General features: G+C 68.6%; 21 protein-coding genes. 10 read left to right on the top strand and 11 right to left on the bottom strand.

Features of this window, described 5'->3' with window-relative positions:
* The 7 genes from AncyloWKF20_RS00805 (at position 1) to AncyloWKF20_RS00835 (ending at position 8,024) form a co-directional block, all read left to right on the top strand.
* Positions 1-252, top strand: a complete 252-nt coding sequence (locus AncyloWKF20_RS00805; RefSeq protein WP_279316084.1) for a DUF4258 domain-containing protein — start codon at positions 1-3, stop codon at positions 250-252.
* On the top strand, positions 249-440 hold the full coding sequence (locus AncyloWKF20_RS00810) for a DUF2283 domain-containing protein (RefSeq protein ID WP_267583337.1): 192 nt from the start codon (positions 249-251) through the stop codon (positions 438-440). The genes AncyloWKF20_RS00805 and AncyloWKF20_RS00810 overlap by 4 nt, the downstream gene beginning before the upstream one ends.
* Before the next feature lie 5 nt (positions 441-445).
* Positions 446-940 (top strand): cytochrome c-type biogenesis protein CcmH, encoded by a 495-nt coding sequence (locus AncyloWKF20_RS00815; protein WP_279316085.1) that lies wholly within the window; start codon positions 446-448, stop codon positions 938-940.
* A 93-nt stretch (positions 941-1,033) separates the two neighbouring features.
* The gene (locus tag AncyloWKF20_RS00820) at positions 1,034-2,578 is read left to right on the top strand and encodes a Do family serine endopeptidase (RefSeq protein WP_279316086.1); all 1,545 of its coding nucleotides are present in this window, start codon (positions 1,034-1,036) and stop codon (positions 2,576-2,578) included.
* A 251-nt stretch (positions 2,579-2,829) separates the two neighbouring features.
* Positions 2,830-3,510 carry a response regulator transcription factor gene (locus tag AncyloWKF20_RS00825; RefSeq protein ID WP_279316087.1) on the top strand — a complete coding sequence of 227 codons (681 nt, stop codon included), beginning with the start codon at positions 2,830-2,832 and terminating at the stop codon, positions 3,508-3,510.
* On the top strand, positions 3,494-4,897 hold the full coding sequence (locus AncyloWKF20_RS00830) for an ATP-binding protein (protein ID WP_279316088.1): 1,404 nt from the start codon (positions 3,494-3,496) through the stop codon (positions 4,895-4,897). The genes AncyloWKF20_RS00825 and AncyloWKF20_RS00830 overlap by 17 nt, the downstream gene beginning before the upstream one ends.
* A gap of 97 nt (positions 4,898-4,994) precedes the next feature.
* Positions 4,995-8,024, top strand: a complete 3,030-nt coding sequence (locus tag AncyloWKF20_RS00835) for a bifunctional [glutamine synthetase] adenylyltransferase/[glutamine synthetase]-adenylyl-L-tyrosine phosphorylase (RefSeq protein ID WP_279316089.1) — start codon at positions 4,995-4,997, stop codon at positions 8,022-8,024.
* Positions 8,025-8,027: 3 nt separating this feature from the next.
* On the opposite strand, the gene AncyloWKF20_RS00840 is transcribed toward AncyloWKF20_RS00835, so the two are convergent.
* Together AncyloWKF20_RS00840 and AncyloWKF20_RS00845 are read right to left on the bottom strand one after the other, a co-directional pair.
* Complete coding sequence (locus AncyloWKF20_RS00840) at positions 8,028-9,149, bottom strand: NAD(P)/FAD-dependent oxidoreductase (RefSeq protein WP_279316090.1); 1,122 nt, start codon at positions 9,147-9,149, stop codon at positions 8,028-8,030.
* A 9-nt stretch (positions 9,150-9,158) separates the two neighbouring features.
* Positions 9,159-11,381: a PAS domain-containing sensor histidine kinase gene (locus AncyloWKF20_RS00845; RefSeq protein ID WP_279316091.1), complete on the bottom strand. Its 2,223-nt coding sequence runs from the start codon at positions 11,379-11,381 to the stop codon at positions 9,159-9,161.
* A 357-nt stretch (positions 11,382-11,738) separates the two neighbouring features.
* Between AncyloWKF20_RS00845 and fae the strand changes: the two genes are divergently transcribed.
* A complete protein-coding gene (gene fae / locus AncyloWKF20_RS00850; protein ID WP_279316092.1) occupies positions 11,739-12,278 on the top strand; it encodes a formaldehyde-activating enzyme in 540 nt (179 codons plus the stop codon).
* 50 nt (positions 12,279-12,328) lie between these two features.
* Here the strand turns inward: fae and pepN are convergent, their stop codons facing one another.
* Complete coding sequence (gene pepN, locus AncyloWKF20_RS00855) at positions 12,329-14,977, bottom strand: aminopeptidase N (protein ID WP_279316093.1); 2,649 nt, start codon at positions 14,975-14,977, stop codon at positions 12,329-12,331.
* 169 nt (positions 14,978-15,146) lie between these two features.
* Between pepN and AncyloWKF20_RS00860 the strand changes: the two genes are divergently transcribed.
* On the top strand, positions 15,147-16,400 hold the full coding sequence (locus AncyloWKF20_RS00860) for an acyltransferase (protein WP_279316094.1): 1,254 nt from the start codon (positions 15,147-15,149) through the stop codon (positions 16,398-16,400).
* Positions 16,401-16,404: 4 nt separating this feature from the next.
* Here AncyloWKF20_RS00860 and folB read toward each other — a convergent pair whose 3' ends face one another.
* From folB to AncyloWKF20_RS00875, 3 genes are read right to left on the bottom strand one after another with little or no spacing between them, the layout of a single operon-like run.
* Positions 16,405-16,767 carry a dihydroneopterin aldolase gene (gene folB, locus AncyloWKF20_RS00865; protein ID WP_279316095.1) on the bottom strand — a complete coding sequence of 121 codons (363 nt, stop codon included), beginning with the start codon at positions 16,765-16,767 and terminating at the stop codon, positions 16,405-16,407.
* A gap of 15 nt (positions 16,768-16,782) precedes the next feature.
* The gene (locus AncyloWKF20_RS00870; RefSeq protein ID WP_279316096.1) at positions 16,783-17,823 is read right to left on the bottom strand and encodes a hydantoinase/oxoprolinase family protein; all 1,041 of its coding nucleotides are present in this window, start codon (positions 17,821-17,823) and stop codon (positions 16,783-16,785) included.
* Entirely contained in the window at positions 17,820-18,782 is a 963-nt protein-coding gene (locus tag AncyloWKF20_RS00875) for an ATP-grasp domain-containing protein (protein ID WP_279316097.1), read from the bottom strand. Before AncyloWKF20_RS00875 ends, AncyloWKF20_RS00870 begins: the two co-directional genes overlap by 4 nt.
* Positions 18,783-18,826: 44 nt before the next feature.
* On the opposite strand from AncyloWKF20_RS00875, the gene AncyloWKF20_RS00880 reads away from it, so the two are divergent.
* On the top strand, positions 18,827-19,525 hold the full coding sequence (locus AncyloWKF20_RS00880) for a HisA/HisF-related TIM barrel protein (protein WP_279316098.1): 699 nt from the start codon (positions 18,827-18,829) through the stop codon (positions 19,523-19,525).
* On the opposite strand, the gene AncyloWKF20_RS00885 is transcribed toward AncyloWKF20_RS00880, so the two are convergent.
* Genes AncyloWKF20_RS00885 through AncyloWKF20_RS00905 form a run of 5 tightly spaced genes read right to left on the bottom strand, consistent with a single transcriptional unit; the run spans position 19,515 to position 24,254 of the window.
* Entirely contained in the window at positions 19,515-20,336 is an 822-nt protein-coding gene (locus AncyloWKF20_RS00885) for a triphosphoribosyl-dephospho-CoA synthase (RefSeq protein ID WP_279316099.1), read from the bottom strand. The genes AncyloWKF20_RS00880 and AncyloWKF20_RS00885 overlap by 11 nt on opposite strands.
* A complete protein-coding gene (locus AncyloWKF20_RS00890; RefSeq protein ID WP_279316100.1) occupies positions 20,336-21,256 on the bottom strand; it encodes a RimK family alpha-L-glutamate ligase in 921 nt (306 codons plus the stop codon). Before AncyloWKF20_RS00890 ends, AncyloWKF20_RS00885 begins: the two co-directional genes overlap by 1 nt.
* Positions 21,253-22,221 carry a methenyltetrahydromethanopterin cyclohydrolase gene (gene mch, locus AncyloWKF20_RS00895; protein WP_279316101.1) on the bottom strand — a complete coding sequence of 323 codons (969 nt, stop codon included), beginning with the start codon at positions 22,219-22,221 and terminating at the stop codon, positions 21,253-21,255. Before mch ends, AncyloWKF20_RS00890 begins: the two co-directional genes overlap by 4 nt.
* 7 nt (positions 22,222-22,228) lie before the next feature.
* The gene (locus AncyloWKF20_RS00900; RefSeq protein ID WP_279316102.1) at positions 22,229-23,392 is read right to left on the bottom strand and encodes an ATP-grasp domain-containing protein; all 1,164 of its coding nucleotides are present in this window, start codon (positions 23,390-23,392) and stop codon (positions 22,229-22,231) included.
* Positions 23,358-24,254, bottom strand: coding sequence for a methylenetetrahydromethanopterin dehydrogenase (locus AncyloWKF20_RS00905; protein WP_279316103.1), 897 nt, complete (start codon positions 24,252-24,254; stop codon positions 23,358-23,360). Before AncyloWKF20_RS00905 ends, AncyloWKF20_RS00900 begins: the two co-directional genes overlap by 35 nt.
* Positions 24,255-24,317 lie beyond the last annotated feature (63 nt).

Here is a 24,317-nt window from a genome sequence, read left to right on the forward strand (position 1 = left end):
GTGGCACGGCTTCGCTTCAGCGCCCATATCCTCGACGTAATGGAGGAGCGGAGCATAGAGGCGGAGTGGGTTGAACGCACCTTGTCGGAGCCCGAGTGGGTTGAACCTGATCTCGCGGATCCGGGGCTCCGTCGCGCCTTCCGGGCCATACAGGAGCGCGGCGACAGAATTTTGTGTGTAGTTTATCGCGATGACGGTGAAGCCCTTTTCGCTGTCACCGCTTTTTTCGATCGCGGAGCGCGGCGGCCATGAAGCTTAAATATGATCCCGAGGCGAACGCGCTCTATGTGCGGTTCAGCACGGGGGATGTCGTCGAAAGCGAGGAAGTCTCGCCCGGCGTCATCCTCGACTATGACGAGGCCGGGCATATTCTCGCGCTCGAGCTGCTGCAGGCGCGGGAGAAACTCTCGCCGGAAGTGCTGACGGAGGCCGCGGAGTGAGGGCGATGCGGCGCAGCTTGCTCGCTCTGAGCCTTTCCCTCGCTTTCTTGTCCGGGCCGGCGCTGGCCGTGCAGCCGGACGAGATCCTGCCCGATGCGGCGCAGGAGGCGCGGGCGCGCGAGCTCTCGAAAGAACTGCGCTGCCTCGTTTGCCAGAACCAGTCGATCGACGATTCCGACGCCCCGCTCGCCAAGGATCTGCGCCTGCTCGTGCGCGAGCGCATCGAGGCGGGCGACAGCAACCAGCAGGTTCTCGATTTCCTCGTCGCGCGCTATGGCGAGTTCGTGCTGCTGCGCCCGACTTTCCACGGCGCCAATCTGCTGCTCTGGGCCGCGCCCTTCGCGGTGCTGGTGATCGGCGCGGCCGGCGCTGTCGTCGCCTACAGGCGGCGCCGGGCGAGCACGGAACCCGCGACGCCGCTCTCCCCGGAAGAGGAAGCGCGGCTGCGCGCGGCGCTCGGTGAGGCCGGCGCAGCGGGTGGTGATGTTACAAAAGTTTAATCGCCCCGCCAGCCTGCGTTAAGGCGACGGCCTTTAGCTTCTCCTTCAACGCCTCCCGAGCCGGGGGGACAGACGTTGAACGAGGAACGCTACATGTCGCGCACCGCGCCTTCGCAGCCCACCACTTCCACCCTGCGCCGCAGCCGCACCCGCCTGCTCGCCGGCGTGTTCACCCTCGCCCTTGCCGGCGGCGCCGTTGGCGGCCTCCTGCTGCCGGAGAGCGTGACCCCGGCCAATGCCCAGATCTCCACCAACCAGCCGGCCGGCACTTTCTCCTTCGCCGACATCGTCGAGAAGGTTTCGCCCGCCGTCGTCAGCGTGAAGGTGAAGAAGGATGGCGACGACGAGGTCGCCATGAATGAAGAGGGCAACCAGAACGTTCCCCCGCAGATCGAGCGCTTCATGCGCCGCTTCGGCCTCGGCCCGAACGGTCCGGAGATGGGCCCGCGTCGCGGTGGCCCCGGCCATGGCCGCGTCGTCGGTCAGGGCTCCGGCTTCTTCATCTCGGCCGACGGCTATGTCGTGACCAACAACCACGTCGTCGACGGCGCGTCCGAGGTCGATGTGACCCTCACCGACGGCAAGACCTACACCGCCAAGGTGGTGGGCACCGATCCGCGCACCGACGTGGCGCTGCTGAAGGTGGACGGCAAGTCGGACTTCCCCTGGGTGAAGCTCGCCGGCAAGGCGCCCCGCGTGGGTGACTGGGTGGTCGCGGTCGGCAACCCGTTCGGCCTCGGCGGTACCGTCACCGCGGGCATCGTCTCGGCGCGTGGCCGCGACATCGGCTCGGGCCCCTATGACGACTTCATCCAGATTGACGCCCCGATCAACCGCGGCAATTCCGGCGGCCCGACCTTCAGCCTCGACGGCGACGTGATCGGCGTGAATACCGCCATCGTCTCCCCCTCGGGCGGCAATGTCGGCATCGCCTTCGCCATCCCCTCGGAGACCGTGCTCCAGGTGGTGGACGCGCTGAAGGCCGGTGGCCAGGTGGCGCGCGGTTATGTCGGCGTGCAGATCCAGCCGGTGAGCGACGAGGTCGCCGAAGCGCTGGATCTCAAGGATGCGCAGGGCGCGCTCGTCGCCCAGGTGCAGCCCGGCACGCCCGGCGAGAAGGCCGGCCTGAAGGCAGGCGATGTCGTGACCGCCATTGACGGCGCGATCATCAAGGACTCCCGCGAAATGTCGCGCGAGGTCGCCCGCAAGAAGCCCGGCACGACGATCAATCTGAGCGTGCTGCGTGACGGCAAGACGATCAACGTTCCGGTCACGCTGGAGCAGCTGCCCACCGACGTCGCCTCGAACGACGCTGCCAAGGGTGGCCAGCAGGAGGAAGGCGGCCGCGACGTGCCGCGTCTCGGCCTCAGCCTCGCCCCGGCCAAGGGCGTTGCCGGTGCCGGCGATCAGGGCGTGGTCATCACCGAGGTCGACCCGAACGGCCCGGCGGCCGAGCGCGGCCTGAAGGCGGGTGATGTCATCCTCGATGTCGGCGGCAAGCCGGTGATGAGCCCGCGTGACGTCCGCGACGGCCTCGCCGCCGCCAAGAAAGACAACCGCAAGGCCGTGCTGATGCGCGTGAAGTCCGATCAGGGCACCCGCTTCGTCGCGATCTCGCTGGGCGACCAGCGCGGCTGACCGTCGGTTCCGGACGCAGTCTGTTCCGTCGCCCCCCTTGGGCTGCGACCGGTCCGGTGGCGCGGGGAGTCCGAAAGGGCTTCCCGCGTCCTCGTTTCAAGCTCCCCGGCGGTCGCTGATGTAGCGCCGCGATAGGCGCGAGGGCCGAAATGACGTACATGGAGATGAGTTCCCACCGCGCCGATTCCGCTGCGGGCCGCGAGCCCCTGACGCTCGATCCGGCGGATATCAGGAAGAGTGCCGAAGACGCCATGCGCCTGCTCGTCGTGGAAGATGATCGCGATGCCGCCGACTATCTGCGCAAGGCATTCCGTGAGGCCGGCCATGTGGTGGACATTGCCGGCGACGGCGAGGAAGGCCTCGCTCTGGCGCTGGACGGTGGCTACGACGTCCTTGTCGTCGATCGTATGCTGCCGCGCCGCGACGGGCTCTCGCTGATTTCCGACCTGCGCGGGCGCGGCGACAAGACGCCGGCGCTGATCCTCTCCGCCCTCGGCCAGGTGGATGACCGCGTGACCGGCCTGCGCGCCGGCGGCGATGATTATCTGCCCAAGCCCTATGCCTTCTCCGAGCTTCTCGCCCGCGTCGAGGCCCTCGCCCGTCGCGGCGGGCCGCAGGCGACGGACACCGTGTACCGGGTCGCCGATCTCGAACTCGACCGGCTGGCCCACCGCGTCACCCGCGGCGGGCAGGAAATCGTGCTCCAGCCGCGCGAGTTCCGCCTGCTCGAATATCTCATGCGCCATGCCGGGCAGGTGGTGACACGCACCATGCTGCTGGAGAATGTGTGGGACTATCATTTCGACCCGCAGACCAACGTGATCGACGTTCACGTCTCGCGCCTGCGCTCGAAGATCGACAAGGGCTTCGATCCGCCGCTGCTCCATACGGTGCGCGGCGCGGGATACATTGTCCGTGACGTCGCTCGCTAGGCTGATCCGTTCCACCGCCTTCAAGCTGATCGCGGCCTATATCATCGTCTTTGCCGTCTTCGCCGGCTCGGTCATCGCCTATCTCGGCTGGCACACGCAGCGTCTCGTCACCCGCCAGGCGGTGGAAGCGATCGAGAGCGACATCCGCTTCATGCAGGGCCAGTTCGAGCGCGGTGGCGTGAACCGGCTCGTGCAGGTGGTCAACCGCCGCGCGCGCGCTCCCGATGCCGGCCTCCTGCTGGTCACCAGCTTCAATGGCGAGCCGCTCGCCGGCAATGTGCTGAACCTGCCGCTGAACTTCCTCGACAAGGAAGGCTGGCGCGAGATCGACTATGTCGGTTCGGACGAGCAGTCTGCCCCGCCCAGCCGCGCGCTGGTGAATGTCATCTTCCTTCCCGGAGAGTTCCGCCTGCTTGTCGGCCGCGACGTGGTCGAGCGTGAGGAACTGCGCAAGATCATCATCGGGCCGGCGCTGTGGGGGCTGGGGCTGCTCGTGCTCATGGGCATTGCCGGCGGCCTGTTCGTCACCCGGCGCGTGCTGAAGCGCATCGACCGGATGACCGCGACTTCCGAAGTCATCATGGCCGGCAATCTCTCGCGCCGGCTGGAGGTGGACGGCACGGGCGACGAGTTCGACCGGCTGGCCCTCAGCCTGAACGCCATGCTCGAGCGCATCGAGGCGCTGATGGCGGGGCTGAAGGAGGTCTCCGACAACATCGCCCATGACCTCAAGACGCCGCTTACCCGCCTGCGCAACCGGGCCGAGGACGCGCTGCGCACGGCGCGCAGCGATGGCGAGTGGCGCGCCGCCACCGAGCAGACCATCGACGAATCTGACGGGCTGATCCGTACCTTCGACGCCCTGCTGATGATCGCTCGCGCCGAGGCCGGGCAAGCCAGCGCCTCCATGGTCCGCGCCGACCTCGCCACCATGGTCGAGGGCGTCGCCGAGCTCTATGAGCCGGTGGCCGACGAGAACGGGCTCGACCTCGTGGTGGAGGCGCAGGCGCCCCTGCCGGTGCAGGCCGTGCGCGAACTGGTGGCGCAGGCGCTCTCCAACCTCATCGACAACGCGATCAAGTACAGCACGCCGGAGGTGCCGGGCGAGCGCCGGCAGATCCGCATCGAGGCCCGGCGGGTGGAGGGCAGGGCGCGTCTGGTGGTCAGCGATCAGGGCCCGGGCATTGCCGAGGCGGACCGCGCCCGCGTGCTGGAGCGTTTCGTGCGGCTGGAAGCCAGCCGGACGCGGCCGGGCTTCGGGCTTGGCCTCTCGCTGGTGGCGGCGGTGGTGCGCCTGCATGGCGGGACCATCGCGCTCGAAAGCAACGATCCGGGGCTCAAGGTGATTATCGAGCTGCCGCTCGATGCGGAGGAGGGGCCGGTCTGACCCGGGCAGTCTCCGCGCGTGCCGGAACGGAATGCCTCAGGATTCGGCAACCAAATCCCGCTACAGTCATTGGACAGGGTGGGAGGCCGAACACGACATGGCGGAGAAACACGCCAGCAGGGCGCCGGCGCAAGGGAATCTTCGGGCGGATGCGCTGGCGATAAGCGAGAGGGCGTCGGTGCATGGCAGCCTCGCCGTGCGGCTGCGGCTGGAAAAGGGCGCGCGGGTTCCCGCCAAACCGCCGGCCGCGCTGCGCGCGCTGTTCGACGACGCAGATCCCGCCATCCGTGATCGTCTGGACGCGCTGCTGGCCGCGTATCCCGGCGCGCGCGGCGTGCTGGCCCGTGTCGTTGCCCATTCGCCCTTTCTGACGGAACTGATCCGGCTCGATCCGGCGCGCCTTGTCGCCATCCTTGAGAGCGACCCGCTGGAAGCCCTCGCGGAGGGCCGCGCCGCGATGCAGGTGGCGGTGGCGGCGAGCAAGGACGATGCGGCGGTGGCGACAGCGCTGCGGCGCTTGCGGGCGCAGAGCGCGCTCACTATCGCGCTGGCTGACATTGGCGATGTGCTCGACCTCACGGCGGTGACGGCCGAACTCACCGCCTCGGCGGACGCTGCCATTGCCGCCGCCACTGATTTCCTGCTGCGGGAGGCGCATACGGACGGGAAGCTGCGCCGTGGCGAGGCCGCAGGCTGCGGCTACACGCTGCTCGCCATGGGCAAGCACGGGGCGGGCGAGCTCAACTATTCCAGCGATGTCGACCTGATCGTGCTGTACGACCCCGAGGCGGCGCCGCTGGCCGAGGGTGTGGAGGCGGCGCCCTTCTTCGTCAGGCTGACCCAGCGCCTCGTTCGCCTCATCCAGGAGCGCACGGCCGACGGCTATGTCGCCCGCGTCGATTTGCGCCTGCGTCCCGATCCGGCCTCCACGCCGGTCGCCGTCTCTGTGGAGGCGGCGCTCGATTATTACGAGCGCGAGGGCGCGACCTGGGAGCGGGCCGCGTACATCAAGGCGCGGCCCATCGCCGGCGATATCGCGCTGGGCGAGACCTTCCTTCGGCAGCTCTCGCCCTTCGTCTGGCGCCGCTCGCTCGACTGGGCGGCGGTGGCCGATGTCCACGCCATGAAGCAGGACATCCATGCCTTTCGCGGCCATGGCGCCATTGCGGTGGAAGGGCACAACGTCAAGCTGGGGCGCGGCGGCATTCGCGAGATCGAGTTCTTCGCCCAGACCCAGCAGCTCATCGCCGGTGGCCGCGACCCGGATCTGCGCACCCCGCGCACGCTGGAAGCGCTGGCCCGCCTCGCCAGGACCGGCTGGATCGGTGAGGAGGCCCGCGCCGAGCTGGACGAGGCCTATCATTTCCTGCGCCGGGTCGAGCACCGGCTGCAGATGGTGGCGGATGCGCAGACCCATTCCCTGCCGGAGGATGAGGAGGCGCTGGCCGGCTTCGCCCGCTTCATGGGCTACGCCAAGCTCCCCATCTTCGCCCGCGCGCTGACCGAGCGCCTCACCTGCGTGCAGGATCATTATGCCCGCCTGTTCGAGGACGCCCCGCCGCGCGCGGCGGTGGAGGGGCGGCTGGACTTCCCGCCCGACAAAGACGACCGCGAGACGCTGGCGACGCTGCACAAGCTCGGCTATGCCGAGCCACTCGCGGCGAGCGCGCTGGTGCGCGGCTGGATGAGCGGCGAATACCGGGCGCTGCGGCCGAAGCACGTCCGCGCCGAGCTTGCCGCCATCGTGCCGCTGCTGCTCGACGCGCTGGCGCGTGGCGGGGCGCCCGATGCCGCGCTGATCGGCGCCGACCGTTTCTTCCAGGAGATGCCGACCGCGCTGCGGCTCATGCCGGCGCTGGTCCACAATCCCGATCTGGTGCGCCTGCTCGCCACCATTCTCGGCACCGCGCCGCGCCTCGGCGAGATGCTGGCGCACCGCCCGTCGCTGATCGACGCGCTGCTCGACCCCAGCTTTTTCGGGCCGCTGCCGGACGAGGCGGCGCTGACCGAGCGGCTCAATCGCGAGCTGGAATTCGCCGAGAACGAAGAAGACCTGCTCGACCGCGCCCGTCGCTTCCGGCAGGAGCAGCATGTGCTGATCGGCGTGCGCATCCTCTCCGGCACGCTGCCCGCAGCCCGCGCCGGCGAGGCTTTCGCGCGGCTCGCCGATGTGCTGATCCGCGCGCTGGAGACGGCGGTGGCGGCACGCTTCCGCGAGGCCTATGGGCAGCTCGCTGGCGCCGAGATGGCGGTGCTCGCCATGGGCAAGCTCGGCGGGCGGGAGATGACGGCGGGCTCGGATCTCGATCTCATCGTGCTCTATGATTTCGACGCCGACCGCCCCGAGAGCGACGGGCCGAAGCCGCTCTACGGCGCGCAGTATTTTGCCCGTCTCACCCAGCGCCTTGTCAGCGCCCTGACCACCCCGACCAATGCCGGCCAGCTCTATGAGGTGGATCTGCGCCTGCGTCCCTCCGGGCGCTCCGGCCCGGTGGCGACCAGCCTGCCGCGCTTCGAAGTCTATCAGGCCGAGGAGGCCTGGACCTGGGAGCACATGGCGCTCACCCGCGCCCGTGTCGTCTCCGCATCCCCGGCCTTCCGTACGCGGGTGGAGGCCGCGATCACCGAGGTGCTGCGCCGCGAGCGCGATCCCGTCCGGCTCGCCGAGGACATTCGCGACATGCGCAGCGCCATCGCCGACGAAAAGGGCGACGAGGCCCGCTGGGATCTGAAATACGCCAAGGGGGGGCTGGTCGATATCGAGTTCATCGCCCAATATCTCGTCCTTGCCCATGGGCGGGCGCATCCCGCCATTGTCGAGACCTCGACGCTGAAGGTCATTACCCAGGCGGCGCAGGCCGGGCTCATCGCGCCGCAGGACGGGCAACTGCTCGCCGACACCGGCAAGCTGATGCACGACCTCACGCAGGTGCTGCGCCTGTGTATTGCCGGCGCCTTCAAGCCCGAAGAGGCGAGCCCCGCTTTGCGCCGGCTGCTGGCGCGTGCGGGCACGCTGCCGGACTTCTCAACCCTGGAGGCGCATCTGTTTGAGGCGCAGGACGCGGTGCGCGAGGCGTTCGAGCGCATCCTGTCGCAGCCACCGCTGCGCCAGCGCCGGCGGGCCTGACGCTCACGCGGTCGCGACGAGCTTTTCCGCCACCAGATCGCCAATGGCGAGGCTGGCGGTGAGGCCGGGGGACTCGATGCCGAAGAGCTGCACGAGGCCTGCCACGCCGTGCTCGGCCGGTCCGTCGATGCGGAAATCGGCGGCCGGCGCGCCGGGCGGCGTGATTTTCGGGCGGATGCCGGCATAGGCGGGGTTCAGCGCCCCGTCCGGCAGCGCCGGCCAGTAGCGACGGATCGCGTCATAGAACACCGCGCCACGTGCCGGGTTCACGTCATAGTCCATCGCCGCGATCCACTCCGTGTCCGGCCCGAAACGGGCCTGACCGCCGAGATCGAGGGTGAGGTGGACGCCAAGCCCCGCCTGTTCCGGCACGGGATAGATGAGGCGCGCGAAGGGCGCCTTGCCCGACAGCGTGAAGTAGCTGCCCTTGCAGAAATAGGCCGTAGGGATCGACTCCGGGGGAATGCCCTCGATGGCGCGCGCGATGGGCACGGCGCCATGACCGGCGGCGTTGATGAAGCTGCGGCAGCGCAGAGCCATTGGCTCCTCGCCGCCGACGCGCAGGACGATGCCGTCCGTCGTCACCTCGCCGCCAAGGATCGGCGCGTTGAAGGCGATCATGCCGCTGGCGTCTTCCAGATCGCCGCGCAAGGCGAGCATCAGGCCGTGGCTGTCGATGATGCCGGTCGCGGGCGAGAGCAGGGCCGCGACCGCGTTCAGGGCCGGCTCCAGCGCCCGCGCCTCCGTGCCGGTGAGCGGTTCGAGATTGGTGACGCCGCAGGCGCGGGCATGGGCGTCGATGGCGGCGAGCTTGGCCGTCTCCGCCTCGGTGGTGGCGACGATCAGCTTGCCGCACTTGCGGTGGGGAATGGCGCGCTCGGCGCAATAGGCATAGAGCGCCTCGCGCCCGGCGACGCAGAGCCGTGCCTTGAGCGTGCCGGCGGGATAATAGAGGCCGGCATGGATGACCTCGCTGTTTCGGGCCGAGGTCTCCGAGCCGACGAGACCGGTCGCCTCCAGCACCAGAACCTCGCGCCCGGCGCGGGCGAGCGCGCGGGCGATGGCGAGGCCGACCACGCCGGCCCCCGCCACCACACAATCAATGAAGCTCGGATCGTCGCTCATGAGCGGTGTTTAGCGCGCAGGCAGCGCCGGCGCATTACGATAATGCAGCGCCGGGCGGCCCTGCAGCGGCAGGCGGATCACCACCGTCGTGCCGACGCCTTCGGAGGAGCGCAGGCGCATCGTGCCGCCATGCAGCTCCACGAGCGACTTGGCGATGGCGAGGCCGAGGCCCGAGCCCTTGTAGGTCTTGGTGAACTGGCTCTCGACCTGCTCGAACGGCTTGCCGATCTTGGCCAGCGCGCTCTTGGGGATGCCAATGCCGGAATCCTCGATCACCAGCAGCGCCGCGCGGTTGGAGGCGCGAGTGCGAATGGTGATGCGTCCGTGCTCCGGCGTGAACTTGATGGCGTTGGAGATGAGATTGAGCGTGATCTGCTTCAGCGCGCGGCGGTCCGCCTCGATGGTGACGGCCTCATCTGCCTCGCTGACGATGGTGAGGTGCTTCTCATCCGCTCGCACCGACATGACGCGGATGGCGTCGGTGACGATCTCCTCGAGATTGGTCGGCTGCAGGTTGAGCTGCACCCGGCCCGCCTCGATGCGGGACATGTCGAGAATATCGTTGATGACGTCGAGCAGATAGCGGCCGGAATCGCGGATGTCGCGGCAGTACTCGTTGTATTTGTCGCTGCCGAGCGGCCCGAACAGGCCGCTCTCCATCAGTTCCGAGAAGCCGATGATGGCGTTGAGCGGCGTGCGCAGCTCATGGCTCATATTGGCGAGGAATTCGGACTTGGCGCGGTTGGCGTCCTCGGCCTTGGTCTTCTCGTCGGCGTAGTTCTGCGCGAGTTCGGCGAGCTGGAGGGCCTGCATTTCCAGCGTCTGCTGCGATTTTCGAAGGTCCGCGACCAGCGCCATCAGGCGCTTTTCGCTCTCCATCAGCCGTTCTTCGTGGCGCTTCAGCGCGGTGATGTCGGTGCCGACCGAGACGAAGCCGCCATCCTTGGTGCGACGCTCGGCGACCTTCAGCCAGCGCCCGCCTTCAAGCTGCGCCTCGAAGGCGCGGGCGCCTTCCTCCGGCCGGTCCTCGGTGCGCAGCGGAATGCGCACCACGGGCTGGCGGGCGATGGCGGCGATGGTCTCGAAGGGCGTGCCCGGCGCGACATTGGTGTCGCCGAAGCCGTGCAGCGACTGGAACTTGGAATTGCACAGCACCAGCCGGTTGGCGCTGTCCCACAGCACGAAGGATTCCGAGATGCTCTCGATGGCGTCGCGCAGCCGCATGTCGGCGGTGGCGGTGCGCTCGGCGAGGCGGCGCTCCTCGGTGACATCGACGGCGATGCCGACGAGATGCGGTGGCTCGCCATTCTCCTGCGCCACCACTTCTGCCCGCGCCCGCAGCCACACCCAATGGCCGTCCGCGTGCTTCATGCGGAAGACACGTTCGATAGTGCGGCCCGGCTTGTCGGCGATTTCCTTGGCGACGTCATAGAGGTTGGTGTCGTCGGGATGCACAAGCGCGGCGACCTCGCCGAAGGAGACGAGCTCGTCGCGCGGCTCATGGCCGAGCATCTCGAACATGGAGCTCGACCAGAACATGCGCCCGCGGCCCATGTCCCAGTCCCACAAACCGCAGCGACCGCGCGAGAGCGCGGTGTCGATGCGCGCGCGCACCGTATCGTAAATCCCGTCCGCCTCGCGCGCCCGCGTCGCCTGCCAGTGAAAGGCGAAGCCGAGGATCATCAGCACCGCGCCGGTGGTACTGAGGAGGGTGACGGTGAGGATGGTGTCGGATTGCCAGGTCGCCAGCGCGCTGCCGATCGGCTGGAGCGCCACGAGTTGCAGCGGCAACGCGTGGAGATTGTGGACCGTCGCAAGCGCCGGCGTGCCGTCGGGCAGCGAAACTTCGAGCACCCCGGCATCTTCGGCAAAGATGGCGAGGGCCTGCACATTGCTGATGAGGTGGCGGATCGCGTCGGCTGTGCCGCTGGCGCTGGTCCCGGCGCCGTCCGCGTCATGGGTGACGATGACCTTGCCGGCGGCATCGACAAGGCCATAGCGGCGCCGGTCGTCGACCGCGCGGGCAGGCAGGGCCGCAGCCAGCACGGCATCGGCGCCCGTGCCAGCGGCGCCGCGCCGGTCGATGTCGCTGGAGATGGCGGCGGAGAAGAGGGCGAGCTCGTCCTTGGCATTGGCGAGTGCATCCGCCCGGTAGGAGCGGATCTGGATGATCGCGGCTATGGCGACGATGGCGATGAACGCCACGATCAGCGCCGGCACCGCCTTGCGCATGAAAGGTTCGGCGTCGACCAGCCGCTGATATGCAGGTTTCGCTACCGAGCGCGCGAGGCCTTGCATGGCCTGCGCGCGCACGGATGCGCCTGCAGCGTTGGCGCGCGCCATCGCTGGTCTCCCCCGAAGTCCCAGTGCCCGATCCGATGAAGGAGGGATGTGCCGCATCTCTCCGAATCACCCCGATTTGAATCGAATCGCCCCCTCCCTGTCCAGAGTCCCGGGGAGTCAAGTTAAGGAATCGGCAATCTCTGGGTGGTCGCAGTGGTGCAGCGGTAATGTCGGTGAGGCGCATGGACGGAGCTAAAGCCCTGATGCTATGCGCTCTCCAGCGGCACGCGCACCCTGGAGAGAAAAATGAGTGAAATTTGGTTCCGCACCGGCGAGGCGACGGTGCTCGCGGCGGAAGGCCAGTACACCGATGCCATGCCCGAAGTGCTGATCGGCTCGGTGCGAGGCCCGGCCGGCCACGCCTTCGCGTCGATGATGGGCCAGGTGCAGGGTCACACCCGCATGTTCGTGGTCCGCGACCTGAACCAGCAGGTGCGGCCGGCGACGATGATGACCACCAAGGCGACCATCCACACGCTGGAATATGTCGACCTGCTCGGCGGCGTCGTGCAGGGCGCCATCGGCGATGCCATCGTCGACGCGCTGGCCGAGGGTATCCTGCCCAAGGACCAGGCGGATGAGCTCTGCATGATCGTGATGGTGTGGCTCGACCCGCGCTGCGCCGAGGATGCCAACCTCGACAAGGCGGATCTTTACCGCACCAATTACGAGGCGATGAAGATCGCGCTGGAGCGCGCCATGACCGGCAAGCCCACGGTCGACGAGCTCATCGCCAACCGCAAGACGGTCAAGCACTACGCCCTCGACGGCGTGGTCGAGTACTGAGCGGCAGCCCGGCCTCATTGAGGTCGGGCCAACCGATCGACGCCCCGCGCTCAGTCGAGCGCGCGGGCGGCGATGTCGGATACATCCGGCGACAGGCCCGGCGTGTCGGAGACGCGGCGCAGCGCGCTCTGCGCGCGCCCGGCGCGGACGGCTTCGAGCGCCCGCCAGCTCTTGAAGGCGGCGAGCAGCCGCGCCGCGACTTGCGGGTTGCGGCTGTCGAGGTTGAGCACCGTTTCCACCACGAACTCATAGCCGGCCCCGTCCGGGCGGTTGAACTGCGTCGGGTTGGCGCTCGCGAAAGAGCCGATGAGCGAGCGCACCCGGTTCGGGTTGGTCATGGCGAAGGCCGGATGGGCGCTGAGTTCGCGCACCCGCGCCAGCGTGCCCACCTCGGCGATCTGCGCCTGCAGCGCGAACCATTTGTCGATGACCAGCGGGTCGTCGCGGTAGCGCTCATAGAAGGCGGCAAGGGCCGCCTCCCGCGCGTCGGGCGCGTTGTGGGCGAGCACGGAGAGTGCGGCGAGGCGGTCCGTCATGTTGTCGGCGGTCTCGAAATGCGCCGAGGCCCGCGCGATGTCCGCCGTCCCGCCGGTGGCGGCCAGCAGGTCCAGCGCGGTGTTGCGCAGGGCGCGCCGTCCCGCCGAGGCGGCATCCGGCGCATAGTCACCCGTGGGCGCCACACGCGCATAGGCGGCTTCCAGCGGTCCGCGCAGCGCCTCGCCGAGTGAGCGGCGCAGCCATTGCCGGGTCTGGTGGATGGCGTCCGGGTCAACGTCCCGCCCGACCTCGCGGGCGACATCGGTCTCCGAAGGCAGGGCCAGGGTCTGGGCGAGGAATGCCGGGTCGAGCGTGTCGTCCGCCAGTGTGGCGGAAAGCGCCGTCACCAGCGGCACCGCCGAGGGGGACGGCTCACCATCCCGCAGCGCCCGCGTCGCCGTGACGAGATGGGCCAGCGCGAGGCTCTGCACCGCGTCAAAACGGTTGAACGGATCGCTGTCGTGACCGGCGAGGAACACCAGATCGTCCGTCGTCAGGTTCGAGGTCAGCTTGACGGGCGCCGCGAAGCCGCGATTGAGCGAGGGCACCGGCCGGTGCGGTAGATCGCGGAACACGAAGGTCTGCTTCGGCGCGCGGATCAGCAGCACGCCGCGCTCGGCATTGGAGCCGTCATCAAGGTTCAGCGGGAGGTCGGTGCCGTCGCGACCGACAAGGCCGAGCGCCAGCGGGATCACCATGGGCTGCTTGCTCGGCTGGCCCGGCGTCGGCCGCAGGCGCTGCTCGACATCGAGCCGCAGCGTGCGCGCCGCCTCGTTCCAATAGGATTCCACACGAAGCTCCGGCGTGCCGGACTGCGCGTACCACAGCGCGAACTGCGCGAGATCGACACCATTGGCGTCGGCGAAGCAGGCTAGGAACTCCTCCACCGTCGCGGCATCGCCGTCATGGCGGTCGAAATAGAGGTCCATGCCGGCCCGGAAGCCTTCCACGCCCAGCACGGTCTTGAGCATCCGCACCACCTCGGCGCCCTTCTCATAGACGGTCGCCGTGTAGAAGTTGTTGATCTCGCGGTACGTGCTCGGCCGCACCGGATGGGCGAGCGGGCCGGCGTCCTCGGAGAACTGATGGGCTTTCAGCAGGCGCACATCGGCGATGCGCTTCACTGGTCGTGAGCGCATGTCGGAGGAGAATTCCTGATCGCGGAAGACGGTCAGTCCTTCCTTGAGGCAGAGCTGGAACCAGTCCCGGCAGGTGATGCGGTTGCCGGTCCAGTTGTGGAAATATTCGTGGGCGATGATCGCCTCGATATTGGCGTAGTCCGCATCGGTCGCCGTCTCGGGCGTCGCCAGCACGTATTTATCGTTGAAGACGTTGAGACCCTTGTTCTCCATCGCCCCCATGTTGAAATCGGCCACGGCGACGATGTTGAACACGTCGAGGTCGTACTCGCAGCCAAAGACCTCCTCGTCCCAGCGCATGGAGCGCTTGAGCGCGTCCATGGCGTAGCCGGCGCGGCCCGTCTTGCCCGGCTCGACATAGATGCCGAGTTCCACCTGCTTGCCGGTGGCGGTGGTGAAATGGTCGCCGATGCGCTCCAGATTTCCACCCACCAGGGCGAAGAGGTAGCAGGGCTTCGGCCAGGGATCGTGCCAGATCGCGTAATGGCGGCTCGTGCCCTCGATGTCGCCCGCTTCCACCCGGTTGCCATTGCCGAGCAGCACGGATGCTTCGTCGCGTTCGGCTTCGATGCGGGTCGTGTAGACGGCGAGAACGTCCGGCCGATCCGGGAAATAGGTGATGCGGCGGAAGCCCTCCGCCTCGCATTGCGTGCAATAGGTGCCGCTCGAGCGGTAGAGGCCCATCAGCTTGGTATTGGCGGAGGGGTCGATCAGCGTCTCGATGGTCAGTTCGAGCGGCTGCTGCGGCGGGGCGAGGATGGTGAGCGACTCGGGGCTCGCGGCATAGGACGTGCCGGCCAGCGGCTCGCCATCCAGCGCGACTGACTTCAGCACCAGCCCGTCGCCATCCAGCACGATGGGCGAGCCGGCGCGCCCCTCCGGGTTCGGTCGAAGGGCGAGGCGGGCGACGACGCGCGTGGCGGTGGGATGCAGGCGCACATCGAGATGCACGGTATCCACGAGCCAGTCCGGCGGGCGGTAGTCGCTGAGGCGGACAGGCTGAGGCTCGGCATCACGCAACATGGAAAAGGCTCCGTACAGGGGTGCCCAAGAAGTAGAGCCTTGCGCCGCGATCTGAAAGCCCCCGCGCGCGACCACCTTTCAGGCATCAGGGAACCTGATCCGGCCCTCCCGGTTAATGGAGCGCTGGGTGAGAGCCCGGCGCGGTCAAGGCTGCGCCTGCGGAGGACACATGAGCATGAAGATGACGGCGACGAACGAACGGTTCGAAGCTCTCGATTCCTGGCGCGGTATCTGTGCCGTCATGGTCATCATCTACCATTTCATTTACATTGTACGACTGGATTATCTGCATTGGAGCGTGATCTCCAATGCGTATCTGTTCGTCGATTTCTTCTTCGTGCTGTCGGGTTTCGTGGTCTGCCACGCCTATCGCGACCGCCTGCGCAGCGGACGCCATGTCGGCGGGTTTCTGCTGCGGCGTGTCGGCCGGCTCTGGCCGCTGCATCTGGCGGTGCTGTTCGCCTTCATGCTGGCGGTCATGGCCATCAATATCTACGGCCGGCATCCCGACAATCTGATGATCGAAGCCGGCACCGGCAACTACTCCCTACGGGCGCTGCTGCTGAACGTGGCGCTGCTCAACTCCATGGGCTTTTACGGCGTCGCCTGGAACGGCCCGGCCTGGAGCATCGGGGCGGAGTTCTACACTTACGCGCTGTTTGCGGCGGTCACTCTTCTGGCGGGAGCCCGGCGGCTTGTGCCGGCGGCGATCACCGTCATGCTGCTGGCGATGGGCGCCATTCTGCTGGTCGCGCCGACCTATATGAACTCGACCGCCGATTACGGCTTCATCCGCTGCATCGCCGGCTTCTTTGGCGGGGTGCTGACCTATCATCTTCACCAAAGGCTGCGCCACCGCGCCTTGCCGATGGCGACGCTTTGGGAAGTGACGGTGGTCGTGCTGGCGGGGCTATTCATCGCCTCGGTCGGCATCGGACCGGACGAGGTGCGGCCATGGAGCGTTCTTGCCCCTGTCGCCTTCGGCGCGGCGATCCTTGTCTTCGCCCGCGAGGGCGGCATGGTCTCGGTGGCGCTGCGCACCCGCCCGCTGCGCGCGCTGGGCGGCTGGTCCTACTCGATCTACCTGATCCACATGCCGCTGCTGATCCTGATGGCTTATGGCATCTGGCTCTATGGCGACGTGGCGGGCGTGGCGGTGCGCCAGCAAGTGGATGTGCTCGGTCACGCCAAGACGCTGTACGACCTCGGCAATCCGCTGCTCACCACGGCGCTGCTCGCTGGCTTCGTCGGGTTGGTGATCGCGCTGGCCTCGTTCACCTATACGCGGATCGAGGAGCCGTGGCGCGACCGCTTCGCCCGCGTCGCCCGCAATTACGAGACGCGCGGGCGCAGCTACGCCCCGCTGCCCTCGCGTTCGGTGACCGGCATGACCGTTCCCGTGCGGATCCAGCGGCGCCGCTGAAGGCTCAGCGCTCGCGTGTGATCTCCACGCCGGCATCGCGGAAGATGCCGGCGATGGGGGCTGACGGTTTGTGCAGCTCGACCCGCACCTTCGTCACCGCCGCATAGCGCTCGAGCACGGCCTGACAGATCGCCTGCGCCAGCGCCTCCAGAATGTGGAAGCGGTGGCCGGACGAGACCTCGTGGACCAGCGCGAAGACCTTCTCATAGCCCACCGTCGCCCCGTAATCGTCGGCCACCGCGGCGGGTGCCGCGTCGAGCCACCAGTCGATGTCGACGATGAAGCGCTGGCCGAGCCGCGCCTCTTCCTCGTGCAGCCCATGGTGAGCGTGCAGTTCGATGCCTCGGAGGAAGATGCGGTCGGACATGAGCGTTCTCGAGCTTCAGGCGGTGAGGGCGGCGGCAAGGAGGCCGACGGCGACGGCGGGCGCGCAATCCGCCGCGGCGGCTGCGAGGCTCTCGTCGTCGGTGAGCACATTGGCAAGGTCGAGATAGGTCACATCCCGTCGCTCGGCGAGGCGGGCGGCGAGAAAACGTCCGACGCCGGCGCCGACGATCAGGTCGATCTCGTTCTCCTGCGCCGAGGCGACACAATCCATGGCGCGGCTGAGCCGGTGCAACTGCGCCTCCGACAGATGCCGGGCAAGTGCCCTGGCAGGGGCAAGGCCCCCGGGCGCGAGGTCGTGACCGACCATGCGCAGCAGACGGCGCGCGCTGGCTTCCTCGGTCTTCGGCCCGCCATCCGCGCTGGCATGCAGGTCCGCCCCCTCCGGCAGATCGCCGGTGAGGCGGTAGATATCCGCTGTGGTCGCGTAATGCTCGGCCATGAGCGGCAGCCAGCGCCCGCCAAAGGGAGCTTCCTGGGCCAGCGCCATGACGGGCGTGCGCGCCGCGCCGGTATAGATCAGCTCATTGCTGGCAAGGCGTTCGGCATCGGTGAAGCCGCGCGCCGTCACCCGGCCGGAGGAAAAGGGGATGATGTCGGCGGTGGTCGAGCCGATGTCGATCAGCAGCCCGCCCGGCAGCAGATGCGCCAGCACGGCGGCGGTGGCGTACCAGTTCGCCGATCCGATGCTGTCGGCATGGGCGACCGCCTGCTCGGCCGGCACGAAGCCTTCCGGTCCCGCGAACAGGGCCAGCGGGGCGCCGCTGAGTTCCTCCATGAGGATCGCCGCCGTGCCGATGACGCCGCTGCGCCGGTCCGGCCAGAGATCGGCGACTTCGGCCGTCATGGTCACGGCGGAAGGCACGTCGGCGGCGAATTCGGCGCGCAGGCTGCGGATCGCCTCACGCAGGTTATCGGCACCCTTCCAGACCGGACAGGGCACGATGCGCACGGCCTTGAGGCCTCCCTCGAATCCGAAGGCGGCAAGCTTCACATGGGCGCCGCCAACATCCCAACCAAGGCGGGCAATACGGGTCAAAGGCTGATCTCGACTGGGTGGGAGGGAGGAAGACTGTTCATGTCCGGCACCATCCCGTCCTGCACGAGCTCGGCGACGAAGGCCAGAGGGTTGATGCCGAGCGCGCGCCGCAAGCCGACATAGGCGGTGGTCAGCCGTGGGTTGATCTCGACGACGACAGGCCCGCTCGGCGTCGCGATATAGTCGACGCCGAGTATCCCATGCAGGCCGGGCAGGGCGGCGCCAATGGCATCCGCCAGCGCCCGCAGGGTATCATCGACCGGGAAGGCGCCGACCGTCAGGCCCCTGAAAAGGAGCTGTCCGTCGGCCTCGACCACATGCTGGCGGTTGGCGGTGAGTACCTGGGCTCGCCCCGACTGGCAGAGCAGGGTCAGGCTCGCGGCCGTGCCAACGATAAAGGGCTGGATCACCACCCCGGTGGGATAGGGACCGGGCGGCAGGCGCCGGAACACGTGCACGTCCATGGCGCCCGCGCCATCATCCGGCTTGATGACCAAGGGGCCGGACAGGCCCGCCGGCACCGTGGAGGGCGACCAACTTGGCACAAAGGGGATGCCCGCCGCGGCGAGGTGGGTTGCCGTCCGCAGCTTTGAGCTGCACGTCTGCAACGTCTCGACATCGCAGGCGATCACCCGGCGGTTGCGGGCGCCCAACTGCTCGACCAGGCTGTGCAGGATGCCCTCGCATTCCGGCGCGATCGGCCAGCAGCAATCGGTCTGCGCCGCAAGTTCGCTCCAGATAGCCCGCGTGTCCTCCCCCGGCCCTATGGCCCGGCTCTCCCCGCAGGGCGGGGCAGGCAGGCGGGCGTCGTGCGTGGTGAAGACGCGGACCCCCGGCAGATCCTCCAGATCAGCGATGAGCGCATCGCGCATCATCGCACCTTCGGCTATCAGCGTTTCGGGAAGATCGGTGCCGGCATAGTCGCCGCCGGAGACCGTTTCGCAGACGAAGACCCGCATCAGACTTTCAAGCCCGGATAGACACGTCCCGGAAGGATCGCGCCTTGGAACTTATACCTGTCCTCGACCTGATGGGAGGTGTGGTCGTGCATGCCCGGCGCGGCATGCGCGCCCACTACCGGCCGATCGCCACCCCGCTCTGCCCGAGCGCCGAGCCGGCGGAGGTCGCCGCGTCCCTCCTCGCTCTTGCGCCCTTCCGCACGCTCTACATCGCCGATCTCGACGCCATTGCCCGCAAGCAGGGGCATGGCACGACCGTGCGCGGGCTGATGGAGAGCCATCCGGGTGTGGACATGTGGGTCGATGCGGGCGAGGCCGCGCCTCAGGCGGTCGCGCGCCGCGCCGCGCAGGGGCCCGGTCGGCCGGTGGTTGGCAGCGAGGCGATGGCTGATCTCGCCACCGGGAGCGCGGCGCTGGCGGTCGGCGGGGCGATTCTGTCGCTCGACTACGGCCCGGAGGGACCGCGCGGGCCGGCGCTGTTCCATGAGGACGCCACGCTGTGGCCAGAGGCGGTGATCGTCATGACGCTCACCCGCGTCGGCGCCGGCGAGGGGCCGGATCTGGAGCGTCTGGGCGACATCATCCGCCGCGCCGGCAACCGGCGCGTCTACGCGGCCGGCGGGGTGCGTGACCTCGATGATCTCACGCGCCTTGCCGATGCCGGAGCGGCTGGCGTGCTGCTGGCCAGCGCGCTTCATGACGGGCGGCTTTCGCCCGATGCCATCGCCCGCTTCATGGGCTGAGCGCCGCCGCGAACAGGGTGGCGACCGTCAGATCAGCGGTCGTGCCCGGGTTGAGGCCGCGCTGCTTCAACGCCTGGTCGAAAGCGAGCAGGGGCGGGTGCCGCTCGGCCGCCGGAGCGGCGAAGTCGACCTCGCGGGCGATCTCCGCCGCCTCCCGGCGCACCGCCTCCGCAACCTCCGGGCCGAATTTGCGGGCGATATGGCTGTCGGGGAAGGCCGCGAGAAAGCCGAGATGCACCGCTTCCGCGCGGGCTTCCGGCTCGGCATCTTCGAGGTTTCTGAAGCGCGACAAGCCGAGATCGAAGACATCGGCAAAGCCGCTGGCATATTGCCGGGCGATGCGGTCGCGCCCCGCCGCCAGTGTCATGGCCTGGATCAGGCCGATGCGCGGGGGGGCCGCCACATCATGCGATTCATGCCGGCCGAGTCCGCCCGGATTGGCCTGCGCGATGGCCCGAAAAGTCGCCTGCGCGTCGGACGCATCGAGATCCTCCAGCACGACGTGAAGGCTGTCGCGCAGCGGCCCGCCCCGCTCGGCTGCCAACGCAAGTGGCGCGCAGAGCAGGACGATGCCGAGATTGGTGTTGAGCCCGGTCGCCGCGAGCGAGGCCGCCACTGCCCCCTCAATGCGCGCCCCGATCCGTTCGCCCGCGGCGGCGATGAACGGCGCGGCGGCCGCGGCCGCTTGCTCGAAATGGCGCACTTCCATCCCGTGACCGGGGCTGAAGCGGTGGACATTGCCCGCTTTCAGCGCGGCAAGCTCGGCCGCGCAGGCATGCTGAAAAGCCAGGGCGATGGCGTCGGGCGTCATCAGGCATCGATCCGGGTGTCGGCACGCTGCGCGATGCTTCGGGCCACATGCGCGGCGAGGGCGGCTGCGACGTCGACCTCGGTTGCCTTCTGCAAGCCCTTCCAGGCCGGCATGGAGTTGACCTCCAGCACCTGGAAGCGGCCTTCCGCATCCTCGATCAGGTCCACCCCGGCATAGTCCGCCCCGACGGCGGCGGTGGCGCGTATGGCGAAGTCGAATGCCTGTTCGTGGAAGGGTGCCGGCTCGCCGACCGCGCCCTGATGGATGTTGGTGATCCAGCGTGGCGAGCGGCGGATCATGGCGGCGGCAACATTGTCCCCGATGACAAAGACCCGCCAGTCGCAGAAGTCCGTGCGCGCCGGTTGGGCCACGAAGTCCTGCAGATAATAGACGCCACCGACCTTGTCGGGCTCCGGCAGTTCGGTGCGTGCCGGCACGCGGCGTATGCCCTTGCCCTGCGCACCGAAGAGCGGCTTCAGCACCAGATCGCCCGGCGCCTCGTCCACCAGCGCCTGCATCGCGGTGCGATCCTCACCGACGAAAGTGCGCGGTGTCGGCAGGCCGGCGCGGCCGACGAGAAAGCTGGTCATGCTCTTGTCGACGCAGCGTTCGACCGCCCGCGCATCGTTCATGACGAGAACGCCGAGCTCGCGCAGCGCGTGCAGCAGGCCGAGCCGCGCGGTGATCTGCTCGGTCGAGCCCTTGGCGATGAGCCGCACAAAGGCGGCGGCTGGCAGCTTGTCGCCGAAGCCGGGCAGCACCAGACCATGCGCGGTCTCGCCGATGGCGAAGCCGCAATCATTGAGCGAGAGTACGCTGACGCCGAGACCCTCGCGCTCCAGCGCCGCCTTCAGCGTGCGGGTGTGCCAGTCGGCATCCTCGGTGAAGATGACGACGCGGTCGCTGCGCGGGGCGCTCATGCGAAGGATCGGTCGAGCACCGCCTCATTATACGCGCCGTGGCTGAAGCTGCGGCCGGTTTCGAGCGCCGTGACGGTGACGCGCGCCGGGCTGAACAGCATCGGGTCCATGGCGTAGAAATCGCCATTATAGGCCGCGAAAATCTCCCCGAACGGCCGGCCATAGTCACGCGAACTGGCGCTTGGCAGGCCGGAGGCGAGCACGGCGGCTTCTTCTTCGGGACCATCGACGAAGAGATGCACATCGCCGCCATAGAGAGTGGCGTCGTTGGTGCGGCCCATGGCGGCGACGAAATCCGGCGCGGGCGGCGGCAGCGGCGCGCTGGCCAGCCCGTCGATGATGCGGTCCAGCGGGAAATGCAATGCGTGCGCCTTGTGCAGCGCCACTTCCATCACGCGGGCGACGATCTGCACCGTGCCGGCGAGGCTGCGCGTGGGCGTGAGGATGAGGGTCAGCCGGTCCACCGCCACGCCGCAGTCGAGGGCGATGCGGTCGATCAGCGGCTCGGGCGGGAACTGGTCGACCTCGAGCACCAGCGTGGCGCTGGCAGCGCTGTCGCGGTAGCCGAGTTCCTCAAACAGCTTCTCCTTGGCATGGAGCGCGCGGCCGGGACCGGAGCCGAGCGCGAAGAAGTCGCCCTCGGCAAGGCTCCAGCCGGCATATTGGCTGGCGAGGCAGCCCATGACCGGATCGGGCGAGCGCACGCTCACCAGCGTGCCCCAGCGGGCAAAGCGTGGGGCCGGGACGATTTCGACGCTGCCGAGGCCGCCAAGGCAGATCTCGGCAATCAGCCGACCCGCCTCGATGCCGCCCCGCGCGACAATGCCGGCGTCGACGATCCGCGCGCCCTTGGCGCTGTGCGTGACCGAGAGGCGCAAGGTTTCGGCGCGCGCGACCAGCGCCTCGACGAGCGGCGCGGCGAGGGCGGAGACGCTCGGGCGCGAGGGGTGGAAAGGGGTATCCATCAGAGTGTCACTCCGCAGCTTGGCGGCTGGCTGCGTTCAGCCCATGCCAGATGTGGTCGAGGCGCCCGGCGAGCACGGCACGGGCTTCCGAGACGGTGGAGCCGCCAGCGAACACGGTGCAGACCGGTTCGCCGGGGCCGATGGGTGTGCCGGGCGCCGGTCGATCGGCGGTCCAGTCGGGGAGAGGATCGGTGCCAGTCTCGACCGGCCGGTCGGCATAGAGGATGGCGGCGGCCTGGGCACCGCCGAACGTCTCGGCGTCAGCGAGTGCCAGCGCCGGAAGGCGCCCGGCACAGGCCTCGCTGTGAAGGCCCAGCAGCGGGGGCAGCGGCGCGCGGTCGAACAGGTCGAGCGTCGCGCCGGGGCGCGGGTTAATCTCGATAAGCCACCAGCGTCCGCCATCGACGATGAGATCGGCACTGGCCAGCCCGACCAGCCCGCTGGCGCCGGTGATGGCGTCGAGCGCATGGCCGACTTCGGCTTCAAGGCGCGCCGCGAGGCGGATCGGCCCGGCCGCGCCGCCATAGCGGAAAGGCGCGCCGGGGGCGGGCGCGCACCATTGCTCGGAAAAACCGATCAGCCGCGCTTGTCGGCCATTGCCCAGAAACAGCGCTGAGACGGCATGGCCCGCCACGAACTCCTGCAGGTAGTGGCCGGCTCCCCGCGCCGTATCCGCAAAACGCACATGCCCGCCGCCCGCGCCCCCCGCCTGCTTTTCAACCGTGCGTACACCGGCGGGTGCTGTCGTCTCGAACATGCGCGGGTGCGGCACGCGAAGATCGGCCAGCAGGCCGGCAAAGGCCTCCGGCGTCTTGAGCCAGGTCAGCGTGCGCCGGCCATTGGCGAGCAGCGGGAAGCGCGTCGCCAGCGTCTCCACCAGGTCAGGCCGATCCTCGAAGCCGCTGCCGAGCACGACGGGCATCCCCGCCGGCAGATACGCGCCGAGCTGCGCTATGAGATCGTCCGCGTCGAAGCTCAGCCCGCTCCCCGAGCGCAGCCGCACATATGTCGCGGCGAGCGCACGCGTGTCCTCGTCCCCGAACAGGTCGAAGACGAGAGGGCGCAGTCCCGCCCGGCGCGCGGAGGCGGCAAGCGCCCGCGCGCTGAGCGCGACAACCGCGATGTCGGCGTCCGTCTCAGGCGGCGAGGGAGCGTGCGAGCGCAAAGGCATCCTCGAAACCGAAGGTGAGGGCTTCCGTCGTAACCTTCATCCGCTTCAGCAATTCATGCTGCACGCGGTACTTCAGGTGCCCGATGGTGAGCGCGCCGATGCCCAGCGTTCCGTTCGCCAGCACCTTGCCATCCGCATGGGCGTCGATGCCCGCGATGCCGGCGGGCGGCACGGCGTTCACGTCGGCGGCGGCGATGAGATTGCGGGCGGAGGCGAGGGCGTCGGCCGAGAGGATTTCGACACCGGCCTTGCCGCAGGCGAGCACGACATGCGCCTCCGGCACCAAAGCGCGCTTCTCATCCTCGCTGGCAGCGCTGGCGCTGGCGATGTCGACATCGAAGCGGCGCTGGAAGTCGCGCGCCTTCACCGCCACCGCCTCGACGTCGCGATGGCTGACGAAGGTGACATGGGCGCCGGCCTGCGCGGCGATAACGCCGGCAATGCCGCCGACAACGCCAGTCGCGCCATAGACCTGAACTTTCAAGCCCTTGACGCCATCGGGATGCGTCGGGCGCAGCTTGCGCTCGACTTCCGCAACCATGGCAGCGGCGGTGGTGAAGGAGCCGGCCGGGTCGACGAAGACGGAAATCTCGAAGGGCGGAAACAGCACGCTCTTCGCCTTGGCCGCCATGTCGAGGGCGAGGCTCGCATCCTTGCCGCCGATGAACAGGCCGGTGCGCGGTGCCGCCTGCGGGGCGCGCGAGAACATCATGTCCTGCGTCAGGTCACCCATCTCATCGAGGGTGACGCCCGAATAGGGCAGGATGGTCGCGTAGCCGGCGTCGACGGCCATGTTCACGTCGAAAGGCGAGACGTGACGCAGTGGGGAGACGATGTGGAGAATCGGGGCGATGTCCGCCATTGGTTTCGATCCCTAGGCAAAAACGGGCCTTGCGGCCTCTGATGATGGGGAAGGAGCGACGCG

Origin of the sequence: Ancylobacter sp. WKF20, from assembly GCF_029760895.1 — a bacterium.
GTDB lineage: Bacteria > Pseudomonadota > Alphaproteobacteria > Rhizobiales > Xanthobacteraceae > Ancylobacter.